Source organism: uncultured Thiothrix sp. (genome assembly GCF_937873765.1).
GTDB lineage: Bacteria > Pseudomonadota > Gammaproteobacteria > Thiotrichales > Thiotrichaceae > Thiolinea.
In genome coordinates, this window is the sequence record NZ_CALMZC010000042.1 from 59,970 (window position 1) to 79,086 (window position 19,117).

Genomic DNA, 19,117 nt, shown 5'->3' on the forward strand with positions numbered 1-19,117 from the left:
CGCCATGACAGCTTAATGGCAGGCTTTTAGTTTTTTAAGGCAAAGAACGTCGCTCGCTGTAGGCATAATCGCTGTGGATTGAGCACCACCATCGCGCATACTGACACTGACACATCCAAATAAATAATCAATTTGATGTTGTTCAACAAATTGCGCTAAACCCGCCCACAACATGCCAATGCCTACACCGTTGCGAAACTCTGGGTGAATACAAGTACGGTCAATTTCCATCACTTTTCCGGGTAGTGGCAACAGCTTAAGCAAATCGAATTCATTTTCGGAGTACACACTTGGTCATCTGTAGATCATGCTACTGTCATATTATCTGCAGGCTTGTAATCAATCTGAAATATTTGCCATGCTAGCATGCGCCCAAGCCAGCAAAGGTAGAAGGTGATGAAAAAACAGATTCTCTGTGTCGAAGACGAAGCCGCGATTCGACAAATGATCCGCTTTAGCTTAGAGCGCGAAGGCTATGCGGTGATGGAAGCAGAAAACGCTTATGTAGCACGTGAATTGGTGGCGAACCAAACTCCAGATTTGATGCTTATTGATTGGATGCTTCCCAATATTTCTGGGCCAGAACTCATTCGGCGTTTTCGTAAAGATGAAGTGACTCGTGATATTCCGATTGTGATGCTCACTGCCCGCTCCGAAGAGGAGGATATGATTCAAGGGCTTGAAGTAGGTGCTGATGACTATCTATCTAAACCAGTCTCTTTAAAAACACTCACCGCGCGGATTAAGGCCTTGCTACGACGCTCGGAGGGATTTAGTGCACGTAAAGTGCTCACAGTCGGCCCCATTCATTTAGATTTAGATGCACATCAACTTACTATCAATGGGCAATCCATTCATTTAGGGATTACCGAATACAAGCTCCTCGAATTTTTCATGAAGCATCCGGGGCGAGTCTATTCACGTGCCCAGCTCTTGGACTTTATTTGGGGACAAAATACTTATATCGAAGAGCGTACCGTTGATGTGCATATTCTGCGCTTAAGAAAAGCATTAAAACAACAAGAAGCTGATCATTGTATTCATACCGTACGCGGTGCGGGCTATCGCTTCGCTGAGGATGCATTGAATGAGTTATGACTATTGGCAGGTGGAAATCCGCCGCCTAATAGCCAGCGCGATTTTGGGCTTAATCGTCGGTTATGCCACCGGCTATTGGTTAGCAAGCTTTTTAGTGGTGAGTTTCGGCTATATTAGTTGGGTGCTCTTCAAATTACGTCAACTGCAAAACTGGTTGGTAAAAGGTCAAGCGGCAGAGTTCATGCCGGATAGTGATGGCGCGTGGGAGCAAATTACCTATCTGATCCATCGTAGCAAGCAGAAAAGTCGTTCACGCAAAAAGAAACAAAAAGAAATTCTAGATCGCCTAAATAATGTGCTGGCTGCCCTACCCGATGCGACCATCTTAATTAATCAGGATTTTATTATTCAGTGGTCCAACCCTGCAGCAGCACGCTTATTAGGGATTCAAACTCAAGCAGATTGGGGCAATCGCTTAGATAATTTGATTCGCTCACCCGAATTAAATGCATTGCTACGCTCTAGTGATACGGACAAGGAAATTCGTCTCCATTCACCGATTGATAACAATATAATTCTGCAAGCGCATTTAGTGCCCGTGCAAAAAAATCTGTATCTGTTTAATGTGCGTGATATTAGCCAAGGCGTGCATTTACAACAAACCCGCAAAGCTTTCTTTGCGAATGCCTCACATGAATTACGTACACCTTTAACCGTACTAGCCGGTTATTTAGAGCTATTTGAAGATGATGCTGAATTACCTGAGCATTTAATACCTGCCGTGCAACAAGCACGTGCCCAAGCGGAACGGATGCAGCGGATTATTAGCGACATGCTATCTTTGTCAAAATTAGAAAATGATGAGCAGCGGCGCATGATTGAAACTGATATTAATCTACCTGAGTTACTGGATGATATTGCCGCCTCTCTAAGTGACACCTTGGCTGCAGACTCACATACCCTCAGCTTAAACCTCAATAGAGAGCTGCATCTACTTGGGCATGAACCTGATTTACTCAGCGTCATTACCAATCTCACTGATAATGCGATTCGCCATACACCGCCTGATACACATATTCAAATCAATTGGCAATTACATACCAATGGGCAAGCCTGTTTGAGTGTTGAAGATGATGGCCCGGGGATTCCAGCCCAGCATATTGGGCATTTAACTGAGCGTTTTTATCGGGTTGATCGTGGCCGCGCCCGCGATAAAGGTGGCACAGGTTTGGGCTTAGCGATTGTTAAACATGTGATGCTCAATCATGGCGGCTTTTTAAATATTACCAGTGAACCCGGCTGCACACGCTTTGTTGCCTGTTTTCCAGCACAACGCGTGCGCTTAATTCAAGTAGATCCGCCTTAGCCTGCTATACTCTGCTAGACTAAACCAGTTGAGCTTGTTGAGCATTGGATAGCAATGTTCTCTGTATGCTCTTGGGAGTCTTAGTGAATGAAATACCCGGTGCGCTTTCTAAAAGTATTACCCCAAGCTTTTTTTTACGATTTTCTAGAAGGACAAATCACCTTAAGAGCGATGGGCTTGGTTTATACCACCCTACTTTCCTTAGCACCTTCCTTAGCGTTAAGCTTTTCAGTGTTAAAAGGCTTTGGGGTTCATAACCAATTAGAACCTGCTTTACTTCAATTTATGGCTCCTTTAGGCAGTAAAGCTGAAGAAGTTACTAAGCAAATGCTCAGCTTCGTAGACAATATTCAAGTCGGTGTATTGGGCATTGCGGGTTTAGGGATTTTGCTCTACACCGTTTGGTCTTTGATGCAGCAGATCGAACAAGCCTTCAACCATTTATGGCATGTGCAACAAGGTCGACCTTTAGGACTTCAAATCCGTGATTATTTAAGTTTGGTGATGCTTGCCCCTATTTTGCTCTTCACAGCCCTAGGCTTATGGAGTGCTTTTAGTCATATTCCCATTATTCAAGCAATTAGCACACATTATCTGTTTAGTACGACGACCACTTATTTGCTCAAGCTGATTCCGGTCACGGTGAGTATTATTCTGTTCACCGTCTGTTATATGTATATGCCCTATACCAAAGTGCGCTTTGTACCCGCCTTATCAGGCGCGATTTTTGCGGGTTTAGCTTGGCAAACTGCAGGTTGGATATTTTCTTCATTTGTGGTGAGTTCCGGACAGCAAATCGCTATTTACTCTGTTTTTGCAGGTTTATTTCTGTTTATGCTGTGGCTGTATATCGGCTGGATTATTGTCTTAACCGGCTCACGGCTGGCTTATTATTTTCAGTATCCCGATGCGGTTTATTATTCGGATCAACCACCGCTACCTAGTCTTGAAACTAAGGAACTAGTTGCAGCGGCGATTCTACGTGAAGTTGGGCAACGTTATTTACAAGGCCATGAGCCTTTAAGCTCTGAGGAGCTGCGCCAGCGTATGCCGATTCCACGTTCACTCATGACTTTAATGCTGCAAGAACTCGTTAATCATGGTTTTTTAAGTCGGGATGACTCCAATCCAGCGCGTTACTTATTAAAAACTGCACCGGAAACTTTATCGGTCGGAACGATTAAGCGTGCCTTCTGGCAAGGAGACACTAAACAGCAAGAGCAAACGGAGCAAGTCAAACAAGCGACTGGCTTAAGTGAAGCCCTATTGTTGACTTTACTGCAGAATCCAGACGTAACGATGCGCGAGGCTTTAGATCAATCACTGCTAGCTAAGGCAGCTCACAATTCAGAGTCAGAAAAAATCTGCTTAGAAGAACAAATGCCGCAACTGATTGAACAAGCCAAAGAAGCGCTAAAGGTCAATGAAACCTAAGGTTAGATACTGAGCTTACGTGCTCGTGAATTGCTTTCAGCTTGCCTCTTGCTAACTCCCCCCCATCTCAAGCAGACTAGCTAGATGCCTAAAAGCACTCTTTACAATGAGCATAAGGAACACCACATGACCGCTAAAATGACACTCGAGCAACTTAAACAAGCGTATGAAGCTGGCCAAATAGACACCGTGCTTGCCTGTCAAGTGGATATGCAAGGGCGTTTAATGGGTAAACGCTTTCATGCTGATTTTTTCCTAAATAGCGCTTTTGAAGAAACTCACTCCTGCAATTATTTACTAGCCACGGACATGGATATGCATACCGTCGATGGCTATGCAGCGACCAGTTGGCGAGCGGGTTACGGCGATTATGTGATGAAGCCTGACTTAAGCACTTTGCGTCCGCTACCTTGGTTAGAAGGCACTGCCCTTGTGCTTTGTGATGTGCTTGATCACCACAGCCATGAACCTGTAGCACACTCACCACGCGCCATCCTGCAAAAGCAAATTGCTCGTTCGGCCGCTTTAGGCATGCAACCGATGATGGCAACTGAGCTAGAATTTTTCTTATTTGATCAAACCTATGCGGAAGCTCATCAAGCAGACTATCGCAATCTGAAACTCGTTAGCGCTTATAACGAGGATTATCACATTCTACAAACTACCAAAGAAGAGGATGTGATTCGAGCCATCCGTAATGGCTTGTTTGGCGCCGGTATTCCGGTGGAATGCTCCAAAGGCGAAGCTTCGGCCGGACAAGGAGAGGTCAATGTTAAATATGCAGATGCCTTGACTACTGCAGACTATCATTCCATTGTCAAAAATGCCTGTAAGGAAATCGCTTGGAGCAAAGGCAAAGCTGTTACTTTCATGGCGAAATGGGATTACAACGCAGCCGGTAGCTCCTCACATATTCATCAATCTTTATGGAGCTTGGACGGCAAGAATCCGCTATTTTTCGATGAATCCGCCCAATATGGTATGTCTGAACTAATGCGCCATTATTTGGCAGGTTTGCTCGCGCATGCGGATGAAATCACCTACTTTCTAGCACCTTGGATTAACTCATATAAGCGTTTTCAAGCCGGCACTTTTGCCCCCACTAAAGCCATTTGGAGTCGAGATAATCGTACTGCTGGCTATCGTTTGTGTGGTGAAGGGAGTAAAGCAGTGCGGATTGAATGTCGCGTGGGTGGCGCAGATTTGAATCCTTATTTAGCACTTGCTGCGCAGATTGCTGCAGGTTTAGATGGCATTGAAAATAAGCTGGAATTAGAACCTGAATTCAGTGGTGATGCCTATGAAGCGCGCAATATCCGTGAAATCCCAACGACTTTGCGTGCTGCTCTAGAAAAACTAGATAATTCGGCCTTATTGCGTCAAGTGATGGGGGATGCAGTAATAGACCACTACTTACATACCGGACGTTGGGAACAGTTTGAATATGATCGGCGCGTTACCAATTGGGAACTATGGCGCGGATTTGAGAGGGCTTAAGCATGCAAGCAACGACTCAAACAATGATTCAATGTATTTCGCCGATTGATGGTAGCGTTTATGTCGAGCGTCCCATTGCCACGCCGGAACAAATTCAAGCTTGCTTTCAAGCGAGCCGCACCGCACAGGCAAATTGGAAGCGCTTAAGTATTCAAGAGCGTGCTAAGTATTGTCATGCTGCAGTCGATGCTCTGCTCAATATGAAAACCCGTATTGTTGATGAACTAGCTTGGCAAATGGGTCGACCCGTGAGTGTAGGTGCAGGCGAGCTACGCGGTTTTGAAGAGCGTGCGCGTTATATGATCGAGCTTGCTACCACAGCTTTAGCCGATCTTGTGCCAAATCCAAAAACCGGCTTTGAGCGCCGTATCTTACGTGAACCTTTAGGCGTGGTATTAACTATCGCACCTTGGAACTATCCTTTTCTCACCACTGTCAACTCAGTGATTCCGGCTTTAATGGCAGGCAATACCTCAGTGCTGAAACATGCTGCCAATACCTTGCTAGTCGCTGAGCGTTTCCAAGAAGCTTTCGATGCAGCCGGCTTGCCCCAAGGCGTGTTTCAGCATTTGGTTTTAAATCATGCTCAAACCGCACAAGTGATTGCCAATGGCTTAGCCGATATGGTCTGCTTTACCGGTTCAGTTGCAGGTGGTAAAGCGATGGAAGCAGCCGCTAGTGGGCGCTTTATTCCCGTCGGTTTAGAGTTAGGGGGCAAAGATCCGGCTTATGTGCGCGCGGACGCTAATCTGCAACATGCGATTGAAAATCTAGCCGATGGTGCTTTCTTTAACTCCGGTCAATCCTGCTGTGGCATTGAGCGGATTTATGCGCATGAAAACGTGTATAACGAGGTGGTAGCGGGTATAGCCAAACTCGGTAGCCAATATAAATTGGGCAATCCTCTTAATCCCACTACCAATTTAGGGCCAATGATTAAGCCAGCCTCTGCAGATTTTGTGCGTGCGCAGATTAACCAAGCGATTGCAGCGGGTGCGGTCGCCCATGTAGATACTTCTGAATTTGAGTTAGATCAACCCGGTTCGGCTTATCTGTCTCCACAGGTCTTATCGAATGTCAATCATTCGATGTCGGTGATGCTAGAGGAAAGCTTTGGGCCTGTCGTCGGAATCATGAAAGTCAAAGATGATGCCGAAGCAATTCGCTTGATGAACGACTCACCCTATGGACTCACCGCTGCAATTTGGACGGAAGACGTGGGCGCTGCAGAAAGAATGGCTGCTGAATTACAAACCGGCACCGTTTTTATGAATCGCTGTGATTATCTCGACCCTGCTCTGGCATGGACGGGGGTGAAAGATACTGGACGAGGCTGTACTTTATCCTCCATCGGCTATGAAGCTTTGACTCGCCCGAAAAGCCTGCATTTTCGTTTACAAACCTCTTAGAAGAATAACTCAAGGATAAAGCTTATGAATTCAAGTCGTTTTGATTACCTGATTGTGGGGGCTGGCTCAGCAGGTTGTGTAGTGGCTAATCGCCTAAGTGCTGACCCAAAGGTCACGGTTTGCTTAATTGAGGCTGGTGGAGATGACAAAAGCCCATGGGTAAAAATTCCAGCGGGAATTTTTGGCCTGTATGGGAATAAGAAATATGACTATACCTTTCAAGGTGTACCTCAAAAACACTTGAATAATCGTGTAATTACCGTCAATCGTGGCAAAGGCTTAGGTGGTTCTAGCTCGATTAATAGCATGGTGTATATTCGCGGGAATAAAAATGATTATGACGGCTGGGCAGCTCTAGGCTGTGAAGGTTGGTCTTATCAAGATGTGCTACCGATTTTCAAAGACTTAGAGTGTAATCTAGCCGGACAAAGCCCTGAGTATCATGGTTTTAAGGGTGAGTTGAATGTGGTTAATCCACAGGATATTAATGAATTAGCGCGTACTTTTGTCAAAGCAGGGGCAGCGGCTGGTTTACCAGAAAACCATGACTTTAATGCCGAATCACAATTTGGTTTAGGTATTTACAATGTCACGCAAGATGAAGGCGTACGCGTCAGTAGTTACAGTGCTTTTGTCGAGCCTGTTCAGCAACGACCGAATCTAACAGTACTTACCCATACCGAGGTGTTTAAACTCCAGATCGAGGCAGATCGCGTCACTGGCCTAGAAATTGAGCACGCTGGAGTACGTAGTGTGTTGCAATGTAAGCGTGAAGTCATTCTTAGTGCAGGAGCCATTGCTTCACCACGGATTCTCTTAGCCTCTGGGATTGGGCATCGAGATGAATTGCAAGCTTTAGGGCTTGAGTGTAAGCAAGATCTGCCCGGAGTGGGTGAAAACCTGCAAGATCATATTGATAGTATGGTTACAGTACGCTCACCTAAACCCGTATCAATCGGAATTTCGTGGGCAACACTATTACCCCATATTTTACCCGCACCCTTTAAGTACTATCTGCAACGTAAAGGTTGGTGGACAACGAACTATGTTGAAGCCGGTGGCTTTGCTAAAACCTCATATGCACAAGCAGCTCCAACTGGTCGTGCTGAGGCTGATCCCGATGTGCAATTCCATTTCACCCCGATTTTCCGTAGCTATCGCGGACGTAAGTTAGAAATGGGGCATGGTTATTCGCTATTTACTTGCGTCTTACGCCCACAAAGCAAGGGTACGGTCAAATTAGCGAATGACGGAACCTTTAAAAATGTTCTCATTGACCATAATTTCTTCTCAGATGAACAAGATCAGAAGTTATTAATAGAAGCTGTGAAGAAAGCACGTGAAGTCCTAGCCTCCTCAGAGTTCGATGCTGTGCGGGGCGAGGAAATGGCGCCAACTCCAGCCATCCAAACCGATGAACAAATCCTTGCCTATCTACGCCAGACCGCAAGCACAGTCTACCACCCAGTCGGTACTTGTAAGATGGGTATTGATGAACTTGCCGTAGTCAATCCTTGGGATTTAAAAGTCAAGGGCATGCAAAATCTGCGGGTGATGGATGCGTCCATTATGCCTAATTTGATTAGTGGCAACACTTCAGCACCCAGCATGATGATCGGTGAGAAAGGGGCGCGGATGATTTTAGCTGAGGGTCAAGGCTCATGACACGCCTAGCCTTGGTGGTGATTGATATGCAGCAATGTATGAGCCAAGCAGTTATCAGTGAGCGGAATAATCCTGAAGCTGAAAGCCAAATTCAAAACTTGTTAGCCGTTTGGCGGCAAAGACAATGGCCAATTATTCATCTTCGACATATCTCTCGTGAAGCAACCTCCAGCTTTCGTCCGGGTCAAGTGGGTGCTGCTTTTCAAACGGAGTTTGAACCCTTAGCTCAAGAAGCGGTATTTGAGAAAAATCGCCCTGATGCCTTTTGTAATACGGGTTTAGAGCGTTGGTTGCATGTACGTGATTTACAGCATTTAGTGATTGTAGGCGTGAGTACTAATAATTCAGTGGAAGCCACTGCGCGCTCGGCAGGGAATTTAGGCTTCACAACTTATGTAGTCGCGGATGCCTGTTTCACTTTCCCTAAACTCGATTATCAAGGTGTCTTGCGCAGTGCTGAGGAGGTACATGCGATGTCCTTGGCAAATTTAGCGGGTGAATATGCTGAAATTATCACGACTCCAGACTTACTTAAGCTAGTGCCTTCGTCCTGATACTGACCTGACACTTATTCAGTCTATTTGCAGAGGACTTGGTGAACTGCCAAGCTCGTTAGTATTCATGCTTTGATAGGAGAGTAGGTATGTTGGATTGGAAACAAGTGATTCATCTCAGCCAAAAAGGTAATCTGCTCCCCGATCGAGTGGTACGCGAAACTGATCAAGAATGGCGCGCGCAACTCAGCTCTGAACAATACCAAGTCACTCGTCAACATGGCACTGAACGCCCGTTTAGTTCTGAAATGTGCAGTTTATTTGAGCCGGGGCTATATGCTTGTGTCTGTTGTGGCAACTTATTATTTGATGCCAATCAGAAATTTGAATCTGGGACGGGTTGGCCTTCTTTCACGCAACCTTTGCAAGAAAATTCGATTGCCTATCACGTAGATCGTTCCTATGGCATGTTTCGTGTAGAAACTTTATGTAACACCTGTGAAGCCCACTTAGGGCATGTGTTCCCTGATGGCCCTGCACCGAGTGGCTTGCGTTATTGCATGAATGCAGTGGCTTTGCAAAAAGTACAGGAGACTTCGCATGACTAATTCGCCTCTTCAATTTGAGACAGCGACTTTTGGTGGTGGCTGTTTTTGGTGTACTGAAGCGGTCTTCCAACAACTACGTGGGGTTGAACAGGTTATCAGTGGTTATAGCGGTGGGCAAATGCTTAACCCTGACTATCGCAGTGTTTGTAATGGCAATACAGGGCATGCGGAAGTGATTCAGCTTCAGTTTGATCCAAACCAAATTAGTTATGCCGACTTGTTGCGCATTCATTTAGCAACTCATGACCCAACCACCTTGAATCGCCAAGGGGCCGATCGAGGAACACAATATCGCAGCGTCATCTTTACACATAGTCCCGAACAACAAGTGATTGCCCAACAAGTGGTGCAAGAAATGCAGGCAAACTTCGATGCCCCGATAGTGACGCAAGTGCTACCTGCCGAAACCTTTTATCCAGCAGAGGATTACCACCAAAACTACTATCAAACTAATCCAAGTGCGGGTTACTGCCAAGCCGTGATCAACCCTAAATTGAATAAAGCAAGAGCGCTTTTTCGAGCTAAGCTAAAAACCAGCGGGGAATCGAACCAATCAAATAAAACAAAAAATTAAATAAAATAAATTAAGTTCATATACCAGTTTATATACCTATTTGTAAAAGTACCCCATCTCTACCCTGTTCTAATTCAAGCGTTCTTGGCTTCCATCTGCTTTCCCGCACTGTATGCGGTCAAGCATCTGGGTTTAGCGTGTTAGGTGTAGATTTTCCATGAATTTTGGCCTCTGTAGCTCTCGCTGGTCGCGGGTGCAAGTGGCTACAAAACTTCCCTTCGGTGTCTAGGCTGCTTTAAATCGGTTTAAAGTGGGATAACGTGGCTCGTACCACATGTGTTCAATCATCAAGGCCAGCATCCAGCCTAGCCAGCCTTGATGGTCGAAGGTTTAAATCCTTAAGCACTGCCCTTTCCTTTTCGTGCCTACACTAAGGCTTTGAGTCATTCCCCACATGAACATAAGAGGGGGGGGGAGTGAACGCTTAACAATTATCCGTGTCTTATACTTAGAATTGGCTAAAATAGCCAAAATAGACTAGTCGAGGTAATGAACATGTTAAGTGCTGCGTCAGCCGTTGTTAAAAATGCGTTTGGGCGCTTTATAGAAGCCGCTTTGATTGAACCTGTTTTAATCAAGCGTCTTTGGTAGGGCTGCGGTTGTTATGGTTTCTTATGCTGAACGTGAGCGTTTAAAAGCTATTGAAGATGAAGTATGGGCAAATAAAGCCAAGCTTGCCTTGCAAGAAGGATTGTTGAACGATGCGGAAAGCAAGGAATGATTCAACCAAATGAATGAGCGCTTAAATGCTACTACTTAAACCCTCAAAAGCGTCGGTTCGATTTATTAAGGATTTGCCCCCTAAGCAGTTTAGGCAACTATGACTTAAGTTCTTAGGTCTATTGGTTGACCCCTCCCCCTCGGATAGCCAATAGTTAAAGGGCTATGATTTTTATCGGGTCGACTTTGGAGAGTATCGGATCGTGTACACGGCTGATGAAACAATAAAGGGGCATTGTTAGCCCCCTTTGCTCAAAAATTCACACGCTAACGCCTGGTGTGCAACTGAGAGATGATAGCGGCCTACTTTGATTTTTTTGCCGTCGCGGTCAATCATGGGGATGCGGTCGGTGCTAATTTCCCAGCCTGCCATGCGCAAACGAGATACATATTCTGGTGAGTTTTGAGCGCCGATCACTGAATCCAATTCATAACGCATTACTGCACCACTTACCAAGGCACACAATAAACGCAACTCTCGCTGTGATTTTGGTAGTAGTGGTTGAGTTAGATTGTTAGGATGGTTTTCTGTTTTCTGGGCTGCCTTCGTGGTGGCCTTTTTTTCGTCCATCTTAGGCGGCCTCCCCTTCCACTTTTGCCGGTGGTATTCCTTCTCGCTTTAGCTGATGAATGTACTCAGCATCCCAAACTGACAAGCGCACACCATACTTAATCGGTTTTTTGATACGGCCTTGCTCAACATAGAGCCAAAACGTGGATAGGCCAATACCCAAGAACGCCGCGTTTTGTCTTGCCCTAACATTGCCTGTTGCTGGAAAAGCTTCGGCTGCAATTTTATAAAAGTGCAGCTTAGCTTCTTGGCGTTGCAGGCGGTTTTCTTCATGTGTCATCTAGGTATTCCTTGAACAAATTAGGAATACCTATTATCTACACTTCGTTTTTTTGTTAGACGCTAGTGGCTTTTATGGAAATGTTAGACTTTCTTTGTGGTTTTAATCGGTATCACTTGCGCCCCTTGCTCTACCCCATTTAGGTAATCACTCCACCAGTTCATCATCTGCCGACGCTCTTCTACATATTGTGCATGGTTATAGGCCGCTCGAATGGCGTTCTCTTCCTTATGTGCTAAGGCGGTTTCGATAATGTCCGACCTAAAGCCCGATTCATTCAACACGGTTGAACCTGTTGCACGTAGGCCATGAATGGTGAGCTTTCCTTTTAACCCTAGGCGGTAAAGGACTTGTAACATGGCATTTTCAGAGAAGGGCTTGTCTATTGAGCTGTTCCAGAATAGATAAGGCTTATCGCCAGTGAATGGCCTTAAGCGTTCTAAAATTGCTAATACTTGCGGGGTCAAAGGGATGGTATGTGGTCTCTCCATCTTCATACGCTCAGCAGGAATATTCCAGACCTTGCTTTCTAAGTCGAACTCAGACCACTGAGCAAAGCGAGTTTCTTGGGTACGGGTTAAGCAATGCAGAGTCAGCAGAATAGCCAGCTTGATGATTTCCCCACCCGTATCCGCCTCGACTTGGCGAATGAAGTTCCCAATCTCAGGCGCTTTTAAGTAAGGGTTGTTTTTGCGAAGGGGCGCGGGAATCTCCCCTCTCAGGTTGTCGGCCTCATTATGTGCCACTAACTTTCTCAGCACCGCATACCTGAATATATCGACTGTCCAGCGATTCAACTTTTTAGCGGTTTCTACAGCTCCCCGCTTCACGACCTTTTGGATAGTCTCCAGCAATAAGGGCGCGGTCACTTCGGAGATATGTAATGTGCCCAAGTCAGGGAACAAATTCACTTCTAGCATGTGTAGAATCTTTTCAGCGTTCTTTGCACTCTTCCAGCGGTTCAGCGAATCGCGTCGGTGAGTATGCCATTCTCTCGTAATCGTCTCGAACGAATGCGTCTGTGCTCTTAAGGCTGCTTGTCTCTCAGCTTCTATTCTAGCTTTTTGCTCTTCCCGATAGTCTTGTGGGTCTATACCTCGTTTAAGCAGCTTTTTAGCCTCGATTGCTTCTGCCTTTGCTTCATTTAAAGACAAATTAGCTAGGCCATTTACAGAACCTTTTCTATCCACTAACTCAGATCGATAAAACCCCAAATCTAAAATAGCTTGCTGGTCTGTTTGTGGTCTGCGGTAACGCATACGCCACCACTTCACCCCATTCGTCAGCACTTCCAGAAAGCAATTACCCCCAATTTGTATTCGATAGGCTTTGTCTTTTGGCTTGGCATTGCGCAGGGTTACATCGGAAATAATAGGCGGCATGGGTAAACCTCTTTAGCTGTTTTACCCATTCTTTACCCATTTACTTAGATGTCAATGGATAAATTAGACTACCCTAGACACAAAAAAGCCCTGAAACCTTTAGGATTCAAGGCTTTATGGATGTACTAGACTAAGCTAGATTTTTAATTGGTGCCGACGGCGAGACTCGAACTCGCACAGCCTAGGGCCACTACCCCCTCAAGATAGCGTGTCTACCAATTCCACCACGTCGGCAATTTTATTGAAACCTTAAGGTTTCTTGGGTTCAGTTGTAGCTGTTTCACCGCTAGCAGCAGGTGTCGCAGGCTTAGTCTCAGTCGCAGTTGGTGCAACTGGAACTTCAGCAGATGTTGCTGGAGCTGCATTTGCAGTCGGTGCTGCTTCTGTTTTCAATACTTCACTACCAGTGGGAGCACTCTGCCCTGGAACAGTCGGTACTTCACTATTTGTAGGCACTGCAGGTACTGGTGCTGTTTCAACTTTTGGCGCAGTAATGCCAGTCGGCGCAGCATTATCCATAATACTTGTCGGCGTTGTGCTCCGATGCGAAACGATCCAAGCTAGTGCAATACAGTTCACAAAAAAGACTGTTGCTAAAATAGCAGTAGTCCGGCTTAAAAAGTTGCCTGAACCCCGTGAACCAAATACTGTGCCTGACGCACCACTACCAAATGCTGCTCCTGCATCCGCGCCTTTACCATGCTGCATCAAAATCAGCACGATCATCGCGACCGAAACAACAATTTGTACAATTAATAATATATTATAAAGCATCTTTAACTTCTAAATAAACCATCAGTCTCACTGATTCTGCCCAGCCTGACAAATTTTCAGGAAGTCTTGAGCATCGAGTGAGGCACCGCCAATCAGACCACCATCAATGTCTTGCATGGCAAATAGCTCAGCAGCATTCGAGCTTTTCACACTGCCACCATATAAAATTTGTACTTTCGCTGCGACTTTTGCATCTTGTGCTGCGATTCGCTCACGAATGAAAGCATGTACTGCTTGTGCTTGCTCAGGACTCGCTGTTTTACCCGTTCCAATCGCCCAAACAGGCTCATAAGCAATTACCGCATCATTAAGTGCTTGCACGCTTTCTAATGCTAAGACAGCATCTAATTGCCGTGCTACTACCGCTTCTGTTTGACCTGCTTCACGCTCAGTGAGTGACTCGCCTAAGCATAAAATCGGAATCAAACCTTGTTTACGTGCTGCTACAAACTTCCGAGCGGTATCAGCATCTTTTTCACCGAATAACGAGCGACGTTCAGAGTGCCCAACAATCACATATTGACAGCCAACTTCTAGCAACATAGGCGCAGAAACTTCACCCGTAAATGCACCGTTATCTTGCTCACTGACGTCTTGTGCACCTAAAGCAACAGCACTAGAACTCAACAATTCGGCTGTGAGTGGAAGGTAAACATAGGGAGCACAAACTGCTATTGAAACCTTAGTTAAGTCACTCACACCAGCCACAATACTAGTGACTAGTTGTTGAATACTGGCTTTATTACCATTTAACTTCCAGTTACCAGCGACTAAAATGCGTCTCATAACCTTCCCTTTCGTTTCAGCAAGCGCAGAAGATTACCGATACTCCGCTTAGAAATCAATTCTTAAATCTATGGCGCACCCTAGAGGATTCGAACCTCTGACCTTTGCCTCCGGAGGGCAACGCTCTATCCAACTGAGCTAAGGGTGCTTTTAGAGCTGCAAATCATACCGAACCGCACTGAATACGTCTATGTGCCTATGGGTTTTTCTTTAAGAAGCACAGTGAATTATTGGCAAAAACGATAACCTACCCCTGTTTCAGTTAATAAATGTTGAGGTTGCGAGGGATCATTTTCCAATTTTTGGCGTAACCGCCCAATATAAATACGCAAATAATGCCCGTCCTCAGAGTGTCCAGCCCCCCAGACTTCTCGCAATAATTGTCTTTGCGTCAACACCTTACCCGGCTGAGCTAGCATAATCGTCAGTAAATGGTATTCACGAGGTGTAAGATGCACTGGCTCACCATTCCGGAAGGTCAAACGATTAACTTGATCAACCATGACTTCGCCAAACTTTACAATAGCAGAACCATCGGTTGGACGCTTCTCACGGCGCCGTTTGAGCGCACGCAAACGCGCTAGTAACTCAGCAACTCCAAAAGGTTTGGCTAGATAATCATCAGCACCAGCATCCAACAAACTTACTTTATCTGCCTCTAAATTACGTGCCGATAAAACCATGATAGGTACATCCGACCAGCCGCGAAGACTACGGATAAATTGACGACCATCAGCATCAGGCAGTCCTAAATCTAAGATGATTAACTCAGGCTTGTATTCACTAACCAACGCTAAGCCTGCTGCTACCGTGGGTGCTTCTAAGACTTTACAACCTTCACCTTCTAAAGCTGCCCGTAGAAACTGCCGAATCCGGTATTCATCTTCGACCACCAGAATTGATGTATTTTCCATCAAAATCACATCTCCCTTTCATTTACCTTTGATTTTATAGCGCCATTGGTAAAGCTTTTTTACCTTACAACACTCAAGGGAGTGATCACAAGCCTTAATCGCAAGATCAAAACTGAGCGTAATCTATAGCAAGCAGAATAAGATGAGACTAGTAGCCCATAATATTTGCTATAAAAAGAAACGCCCCAGCAAGGGGGCGTTTCAGATTTAGCTAATCTAGCTAAGGATTAGTGAGCGTGTGCAGCCTCAGCACCGATACCGGTGTTTTGACGAACATACAGCTCATCCCACATTTCTTCTGAGCGACGGTCACGAGTGATCAGCGACAGTAGAATAGTTACTAAGAAACCTAATGGAATAGAGATCAAACCTGGATTCTTTAATTGGAACCATGGTTTTTCTAAGCCCATCATGCTGACGGTTTGACCTTCAAATTTCTTCAGATCAGCTTCAGCTTTAGAGATTGCAGTTTTCAAACCTGCAATTTCTTTCTCTTTAGCCGCTTTAGCTGTGTCATCAGCAGCAGCCGCTAATTCGCCTTCAGCTTTCGCTAACTTCTCACGAGCACCTGGTTTAGCTGGAGCTTCTGCTGCTGCTTTAACTGCCTTCTTGCAGTCTGCACCAGCAAACAGTTCGCACATAAAGCCACCTTGAGCTGGAGCTGCTTCTACTGCTGCTGCTGCTGGAGTACCATCCAATACTTTCTTCGCATCAGCAATTTTCGCTAATGGGTAAGTCATATTTGGAGACAGTAATACCAACAGAATTGCAGTACCTGCGCCGACTAACATACCTGCAACCACACCCCAAGTATTGGTTTTCTTCCAATACAGGGTCAAGAATACAGCAGGTAAATTAGAAGAAGCCGCAACTGCGAACGCTAAAGCAACTAAGTGCGCAACGTTTTGACCTTTAGCAGCAATACCAACATAGATCGCTAAGGCACCCACGATAGCAGTAGCCACACGAGCAGCAGTGATTTGCTCTTGAGAAGAAGCGTGCTCACCACGGAATACACCCACATACAAGTCATGTGACATGGCAGAAGCAGAAGCTAAAACTAGACCAGCAACCACCGCAACGATAGTAGCAAACGCAACCGCAGCAACGAAAGCTAAGAACAAGTTACCTAGCATGGAATCAGCACCACCGCCTACGTACTGGGCTAACAGAGGTGCAGCCATGTTCCCACCTGGGTCAAAGCTAGATATTTTAGAAGCAGTAACATTCATTGCAGCGCCTAAGCCTAAGAACAGAGTCAAGACATAGAAACCACCAATGATAGCCATCGCCCAAATTACTGATTTACGTGCATCTTGTGCAGTTGGAACTGTGAAGAAACGCATCAGAATGTGTGGCATACCCGCAGTACCCAACACCAACGCTAAACCTAAAGAAATTTGGTCGATTGGGCTTTTCAGATATAGACCTGGCTCTAAGAAACGTTGGCCCAATTCTGCAGGAGTCATATTATTAGCCGCATCACCGACTAACTTCGCTACTTGCTTTTGGATATCAGGATTGTCTACTGCAGCTTGTAAGAAACCTGGTAAAGAGAAGCCATACTGCCCCCAAGTGAATAGAACTAACAGAATAGAAGCTGTGACTAGCAGAATTGCCTTAATGATTTGAACCCAAGTGGTGGCTTTCATACCCCCGAAAACAACATAGGTCAACATTAAGATACCAACGACAATAACCGATATTTCGTACTCAATACCAATTAAGGTTTTAACAAGTACGCCACCGCCGACCATTTGTGCAGTCAAGTAGAAAGTAGAAACAGTGACTGTAGAAATTGCAGCAACAATTTTTGCAGCTTTTGGATTATTCCGGAAAGCTAAAATGTCACCTAAGGTGTACTTACCAATATTACGGCATGGCTCAGCAATGATCAGCAATACAGTAATATAAGCAACCAACCAACCCACAGAGTACATGAAGCCATCATAACCGTAGAGAGAGATCAGACCGGCAATACCTAAGAAAGAAGCCGCTGATAAGTAGTCACCTGCAATCGCCCAACCATTCTGAATACCAGAAACGGAACGACCGGCAGCGTAGAAGTCTGTTGCTGAGTGAGTTTGCTTAGCAGCACGATAAGTAACATACATAGTCATGGCGATAATCGCCCCGAAGACTACGAAAGTTAACCACTTATATTGTGGTGCTACCGCGCCAGCATCAGCAGCCAGTGCCGCTTGGCTAGTAAGCATGAACAATAGGGCTGAAGACCCCATCCATAAAGATTTTTTCATGTAACCTCCTTATTAGCCTAGGTTAGAATCACGAACGATTTCAGCAGCCATCGAGTCGAAATCACGATTCGCACGACGTGTGTAAATAAACGCAATCGTCCAAGCTACTACGAACTCAGATAACGCGAATAGAATGCCAAAATTCATTGGCCCCCAAACTTTAATTTTGAATAAGTCAGGGAAGTACGCTGCACCGATAGGCAACAAGAAGTAATAAATGAGCGAAAAAATCATCAAGCCCCACAGGAAACTAGTTTTCCTTTTATGCAAAGCCTGAAAGCGTGGGTCGTTGTCAATAGCGGCCCAGTTGACTGTTGTTGTCATGTATGATGACTCCTCCATTTATGACAAAAACATGCATTGCACCAATGCATCGGAATGCCCACCAGCAGATACCTACAGCAAACATAGTACCGGGGCAGCCCGATAATGGCATTTGAGGTGTAAAAAAGGTGTAAACAAAACAGCTATCCTGCTGACTAGCCCAAAATAATCAGTTAAACCGCTACTAGACTAATTTAATGGCTGTAACCAAAAACCTAGCTTAGAATCTTTATTGAAGAAAGGTAATTTTTTGCTTAAGTTTTATGTATACTCGCCGATCTCGGAGAAACGAAATGTCTGAACTTACCGAAAAGTAGGTTCGTGGCAAATAAACCATGACAAAGGTCAAGTTTTGAAAATCGGTACTTGGAGAGTATTAGCTCCTTCCAATATAATCTCCCCCGTTTAACAGCTTTTTCACTTTTTCAGTCTTATGTGGCGAACCGAGCGCGGTTCGATCTAAGGGAGAACAACGTGGCTTCAATTCCAAAAGATCCTTACGCTAAACCAGTTTTAATCGGTGGTTTAGTGATTCTGGGTACAGCAGTCGCAGTACTTGTGTCTAGTTTATTCAGTACCATCCAACGTAACTCCACTGTGGGAGCTAACGATACAAGTATGTTTGAAGCTGCAGCAGCGGCTAACTTACAGCCGATTGGTACCGTAGTCACTGTTGATAAATCGATTGCGCCCGTAGCACGTACTGGCGAGCAAGTGTTCAATGCGGTTTGTACTTCCTGCCATACAGCCGGTGTTTTAAATGCACCTAAAATTGATGATAAAGCGGCTTGGGAACCACGTGTGGCTAAGGGCTTACAAGGCTTGTTAGCATCTGCCACCAATGGCCTGAATCAGATGCCAGCTAGAGGTGGTGACCCAACTATCACGGATCAAGAGTTGACTGATGCTATCGTTTATATGACGGGTAAAGTAGGTTTTGATTTAAGTAAGGAAGCTGGCACAGGTGGAGCGGCAGCAGCTCCAGCGGCAGCAGCTCCAGCGGCAGCAGCTCCAGCGGCAGCA

The 19,117-nt window shown here is 45.4% G+C and carries 19 protein-coding genes and 2 tRNA genes; 10 read left to right on the forward strand and 11 right to left on the reverse strand.

Annotated elements, in window-relative coordinates:
* Positions 1–12: 12 nt before the first annotated feature.
* Positions 13–288 (reverse strand): GNAT family N-acyltransferase, encoded by a 276-nt coding sequence (locus Q0307_RS12805; protein ID WP_298661170.1) that lies wholly within the window; start codon positions 286–288, stop codon positions 13–15.
* A 105-nt stretch (positions 289–393) separates the two neighbouring features.
* Between Q0307_RS12805 and phoB the strand changes: the two genes are divergently transcribed.
* The 9 genes from phoB to msrA all read left to right on the forward strand — a co-directional run bounded on the left by phoB (position 394) and on the right by msrA (position 10,085).
* Positions 394–1,098 (forward strand): phosphate regulon transcriptional regulator PhoB, encoded by a 705-nt coding sequence (phoB, locus tag Q0307_RS12810; protein ID WP_298661171.1) that lies wholly within the window; start codon positions 394–396, stop codon positions 1,096–1,098.
* Positions 1,088–2,404, forward strand: coding sequence for a phosphate regulon sensor histidine kinase PhoR (phoR, locus tag Q0307_RS12815; RefSeq protein ID WP_298661172.1), 1,317 nt, complete (start codon positions 1,088–1,090; stop codon positions 2,402–2,404). Before phoB ends, phoR begins: the two co-directional genes overlap by 11 nt.
* A gap of 87 nt (positions 2,405–2,491) precedes the next feature.
* A complete protein-coding gene (locus tag Q0307_RS12820; protein ID WP_298661173.1) occupies positions 2,492–3,838 on the forward strand; it encodes a YhjD/YihY/BrkB family envelope integrity protein in 1,347 nt (448 codons plus the stop codon).
* Between the two features lie 126 nt (positions 3,839–3,964).
* The gene (locus Q0307_RS12825) at positions 3,965–5,335 is read left to right on the forward strand and encodes a glutamine synthetase family protein (protein WP_298661174.1); all 1,371 of its coding nucleotides are present in this window, start codon (positions 3,965–3,967) and stop codon (positions 5,333–5,335) included.
* Between the two features lie 2 nt (positions 5,336–5,337).
* On the forward strand, positions 5,338–6,744 hold the full coding sequence (locus Q0307_RS12830; protein ID WP_298661175.1) for an aldehyde dehydrogenase family protein: 1,407 nt from the start codon (positions 5,338–5,340) through the stop codon (positions 6,742–6,744).
* 24 nt (positions 6,745–6,768) lie between these two features.
* Positions 6,769–8,409: a GMC family oxidoreductase N-terminal domain-containing protein gene (locus tag Q0307_RS12835; RefSeq protein WP_298661176.1), complete on the forward strand. Its 1,641-nt coding sequence runs from the start codon at positions 6,769–6,771 to the stop codon at positions 8,407–8,409.
* Complete coding sequence (locus Q0307_RS12840) at positions 8,406–8,963, forward strand: cysteine hydrolase family protein (protein WP_298661177.1); 558 nt, start codon at positions 8,406–8,408, stop codon at positions 8,961–8,963. The genes Q0307_RS12835 and Q0307_RS12840 overlap by 4 nt, the downstream gene beginning before the upstream one ends.
* Before the next feature lie 89 nt (positions 8,964–9,052).
* Positions 9,053–9,511, forward strand: coding sequence for a peptide-methionine (R)-S-oxide reductase MsrB (msrB, locus tag Q0307_RS12845; protein WP_298661178.1), 459 nt, complete (start codon positions 9,053–9,055; stop codon positions 9,509–9,511).
* Positions 9,504–10,085 (forward strand): peptide-methionine (S)-S-oxide reductase MsrA, encoded by a 582-nt coding sequence (gene msrA, locus Q0307_RS12850; protein WP_298661180.1) that lies wholly within the window; start codon positions 9,504–9,506, stop codon positions 10,083–10,085. Before msrB ends, msrA begins: the two co-directional genes overlap by 8 nt.
* A gap of 958 nt (positions 10,086–11,043) precedes the next feature.
* Here the strand turns inward: msrA and Q0307_RS12855 are convergent.
* The 10 genes from Q0307_RS12855 to Q0307_RS12900 form a co-directional block, all read right to left on the reverse strand.
* Positions 11,044–11,376, reverse strand: coding sequence for a helix-turn-helix domain-containing protein (locus tag Q0307_RS12855; RefSeq protein WP_298661181.1), 333 nt, complete (start codon positions 11,374–11,376; stop codon positions 11,044–11,046).
* A 1-nt stretch (position 11,377) separates the two neighbouring features.
* A complete protein-coding gene (locus Q0307_RS12860; protein WP_298661182.1) occupies positions 11,378–11,656 on the reverse strand; it encodes a hypothetical protein in 279 nt (92 codons plus the stop codon).
* 83 nt (positions 11,657–11,739) lie between these two features.
* A complete protein-coding gene (locus Q0307_RS12865; protein ID WP_298661183.1) occupies positions 11,740–13,038 on the reverse strand; it encodes a tyrosine-type recombinase/integrase in 1,299 nt (432 codons plus the stop codon).
* 148 nt (positions 13,039–13,186) lie between these two features.
* Positions 13,187–13,272 (reverse strand) — tRNA-Leu (locus Q0307_RS12870).
* Between the two features lie 15 nt (positions 13,273–13,287).
* Positions 13,288–13,812, reverse strand: a complete 525-nt coding sequence (gene secG / locus Q0307_RS12875) for a preprotein translocase subunit SecG (RefSeq protein ID WP_298661184.1) — start codon at positions 13,810–13,812, stop codon at positions 13,288–13,290.
* A 27-nt stretch (positions 13,813–13,839) separates the two neighbouring features.
* Positions 13,840–14,598 carry a triose-phosphate isomerase gene (tpiA, locus tag Q0307_RS12880; RefSeq protein ID WP_298661185.1) on the reverse strand — a complete coding sequence of 253 codons (759 nt, stop codon included), beginning with the start codon at positions 14,596–14,598 and terminating at the stop codon, positions 13,840–13,842.
* Positions 14,599–14,669: 71 nt separating this feature from the next.
* Positions 14,670–14,746, reverse strand: a tRNA-Arg gene (locus Q0307_RS12885).
* 79 nt (positions 14,747–14,825) lie between these two features.
* Entirely contained in the window at positions 14,826–15,512 is a 687-nt protein-coding gene (locus Q0307_RS12890; protein WP_298661186.1) for a response regulator, read from the reverse strand.
* A gap of 227 nt (positions 15,513–15,739) precedes the next feature.
* Entirely contained in the window at positions 15,740–17,770 is a 2,031-nt protein-coding gene (locus Q0307_RS12895; RefSeq protein WP_298661187.1) for a cation acetate symporter, read from the reverse strand.
* A gap of 12 nt (positions 17,771–17,782) precedes the next feature.
* Positions 17,783–18,094 (reverse strand): DUF485 domain-containing protein, encoded by a 312-nt coding sequence (locus Q0307_RS12900; RefSeq protein WP_298661188.1) that lies wholly within the window; start codon positions 18,092–18,094, stop codon positions 17,783–17,785.
* Positions 18,095–18,568: 474 nt separating this feature from the next.
* On the opposite strand from Q0307_RS12900, the gene Q0307_RS12905 reads away from it, so the two are divergent.
* On the forward strand, positions 18,569–19,117 hold a 549-nt coding region (locus tag Q0307_RS12905; RefSeq protein ID WP_298661189.1), incomplete at its 3' end, for a c-type cytochrome.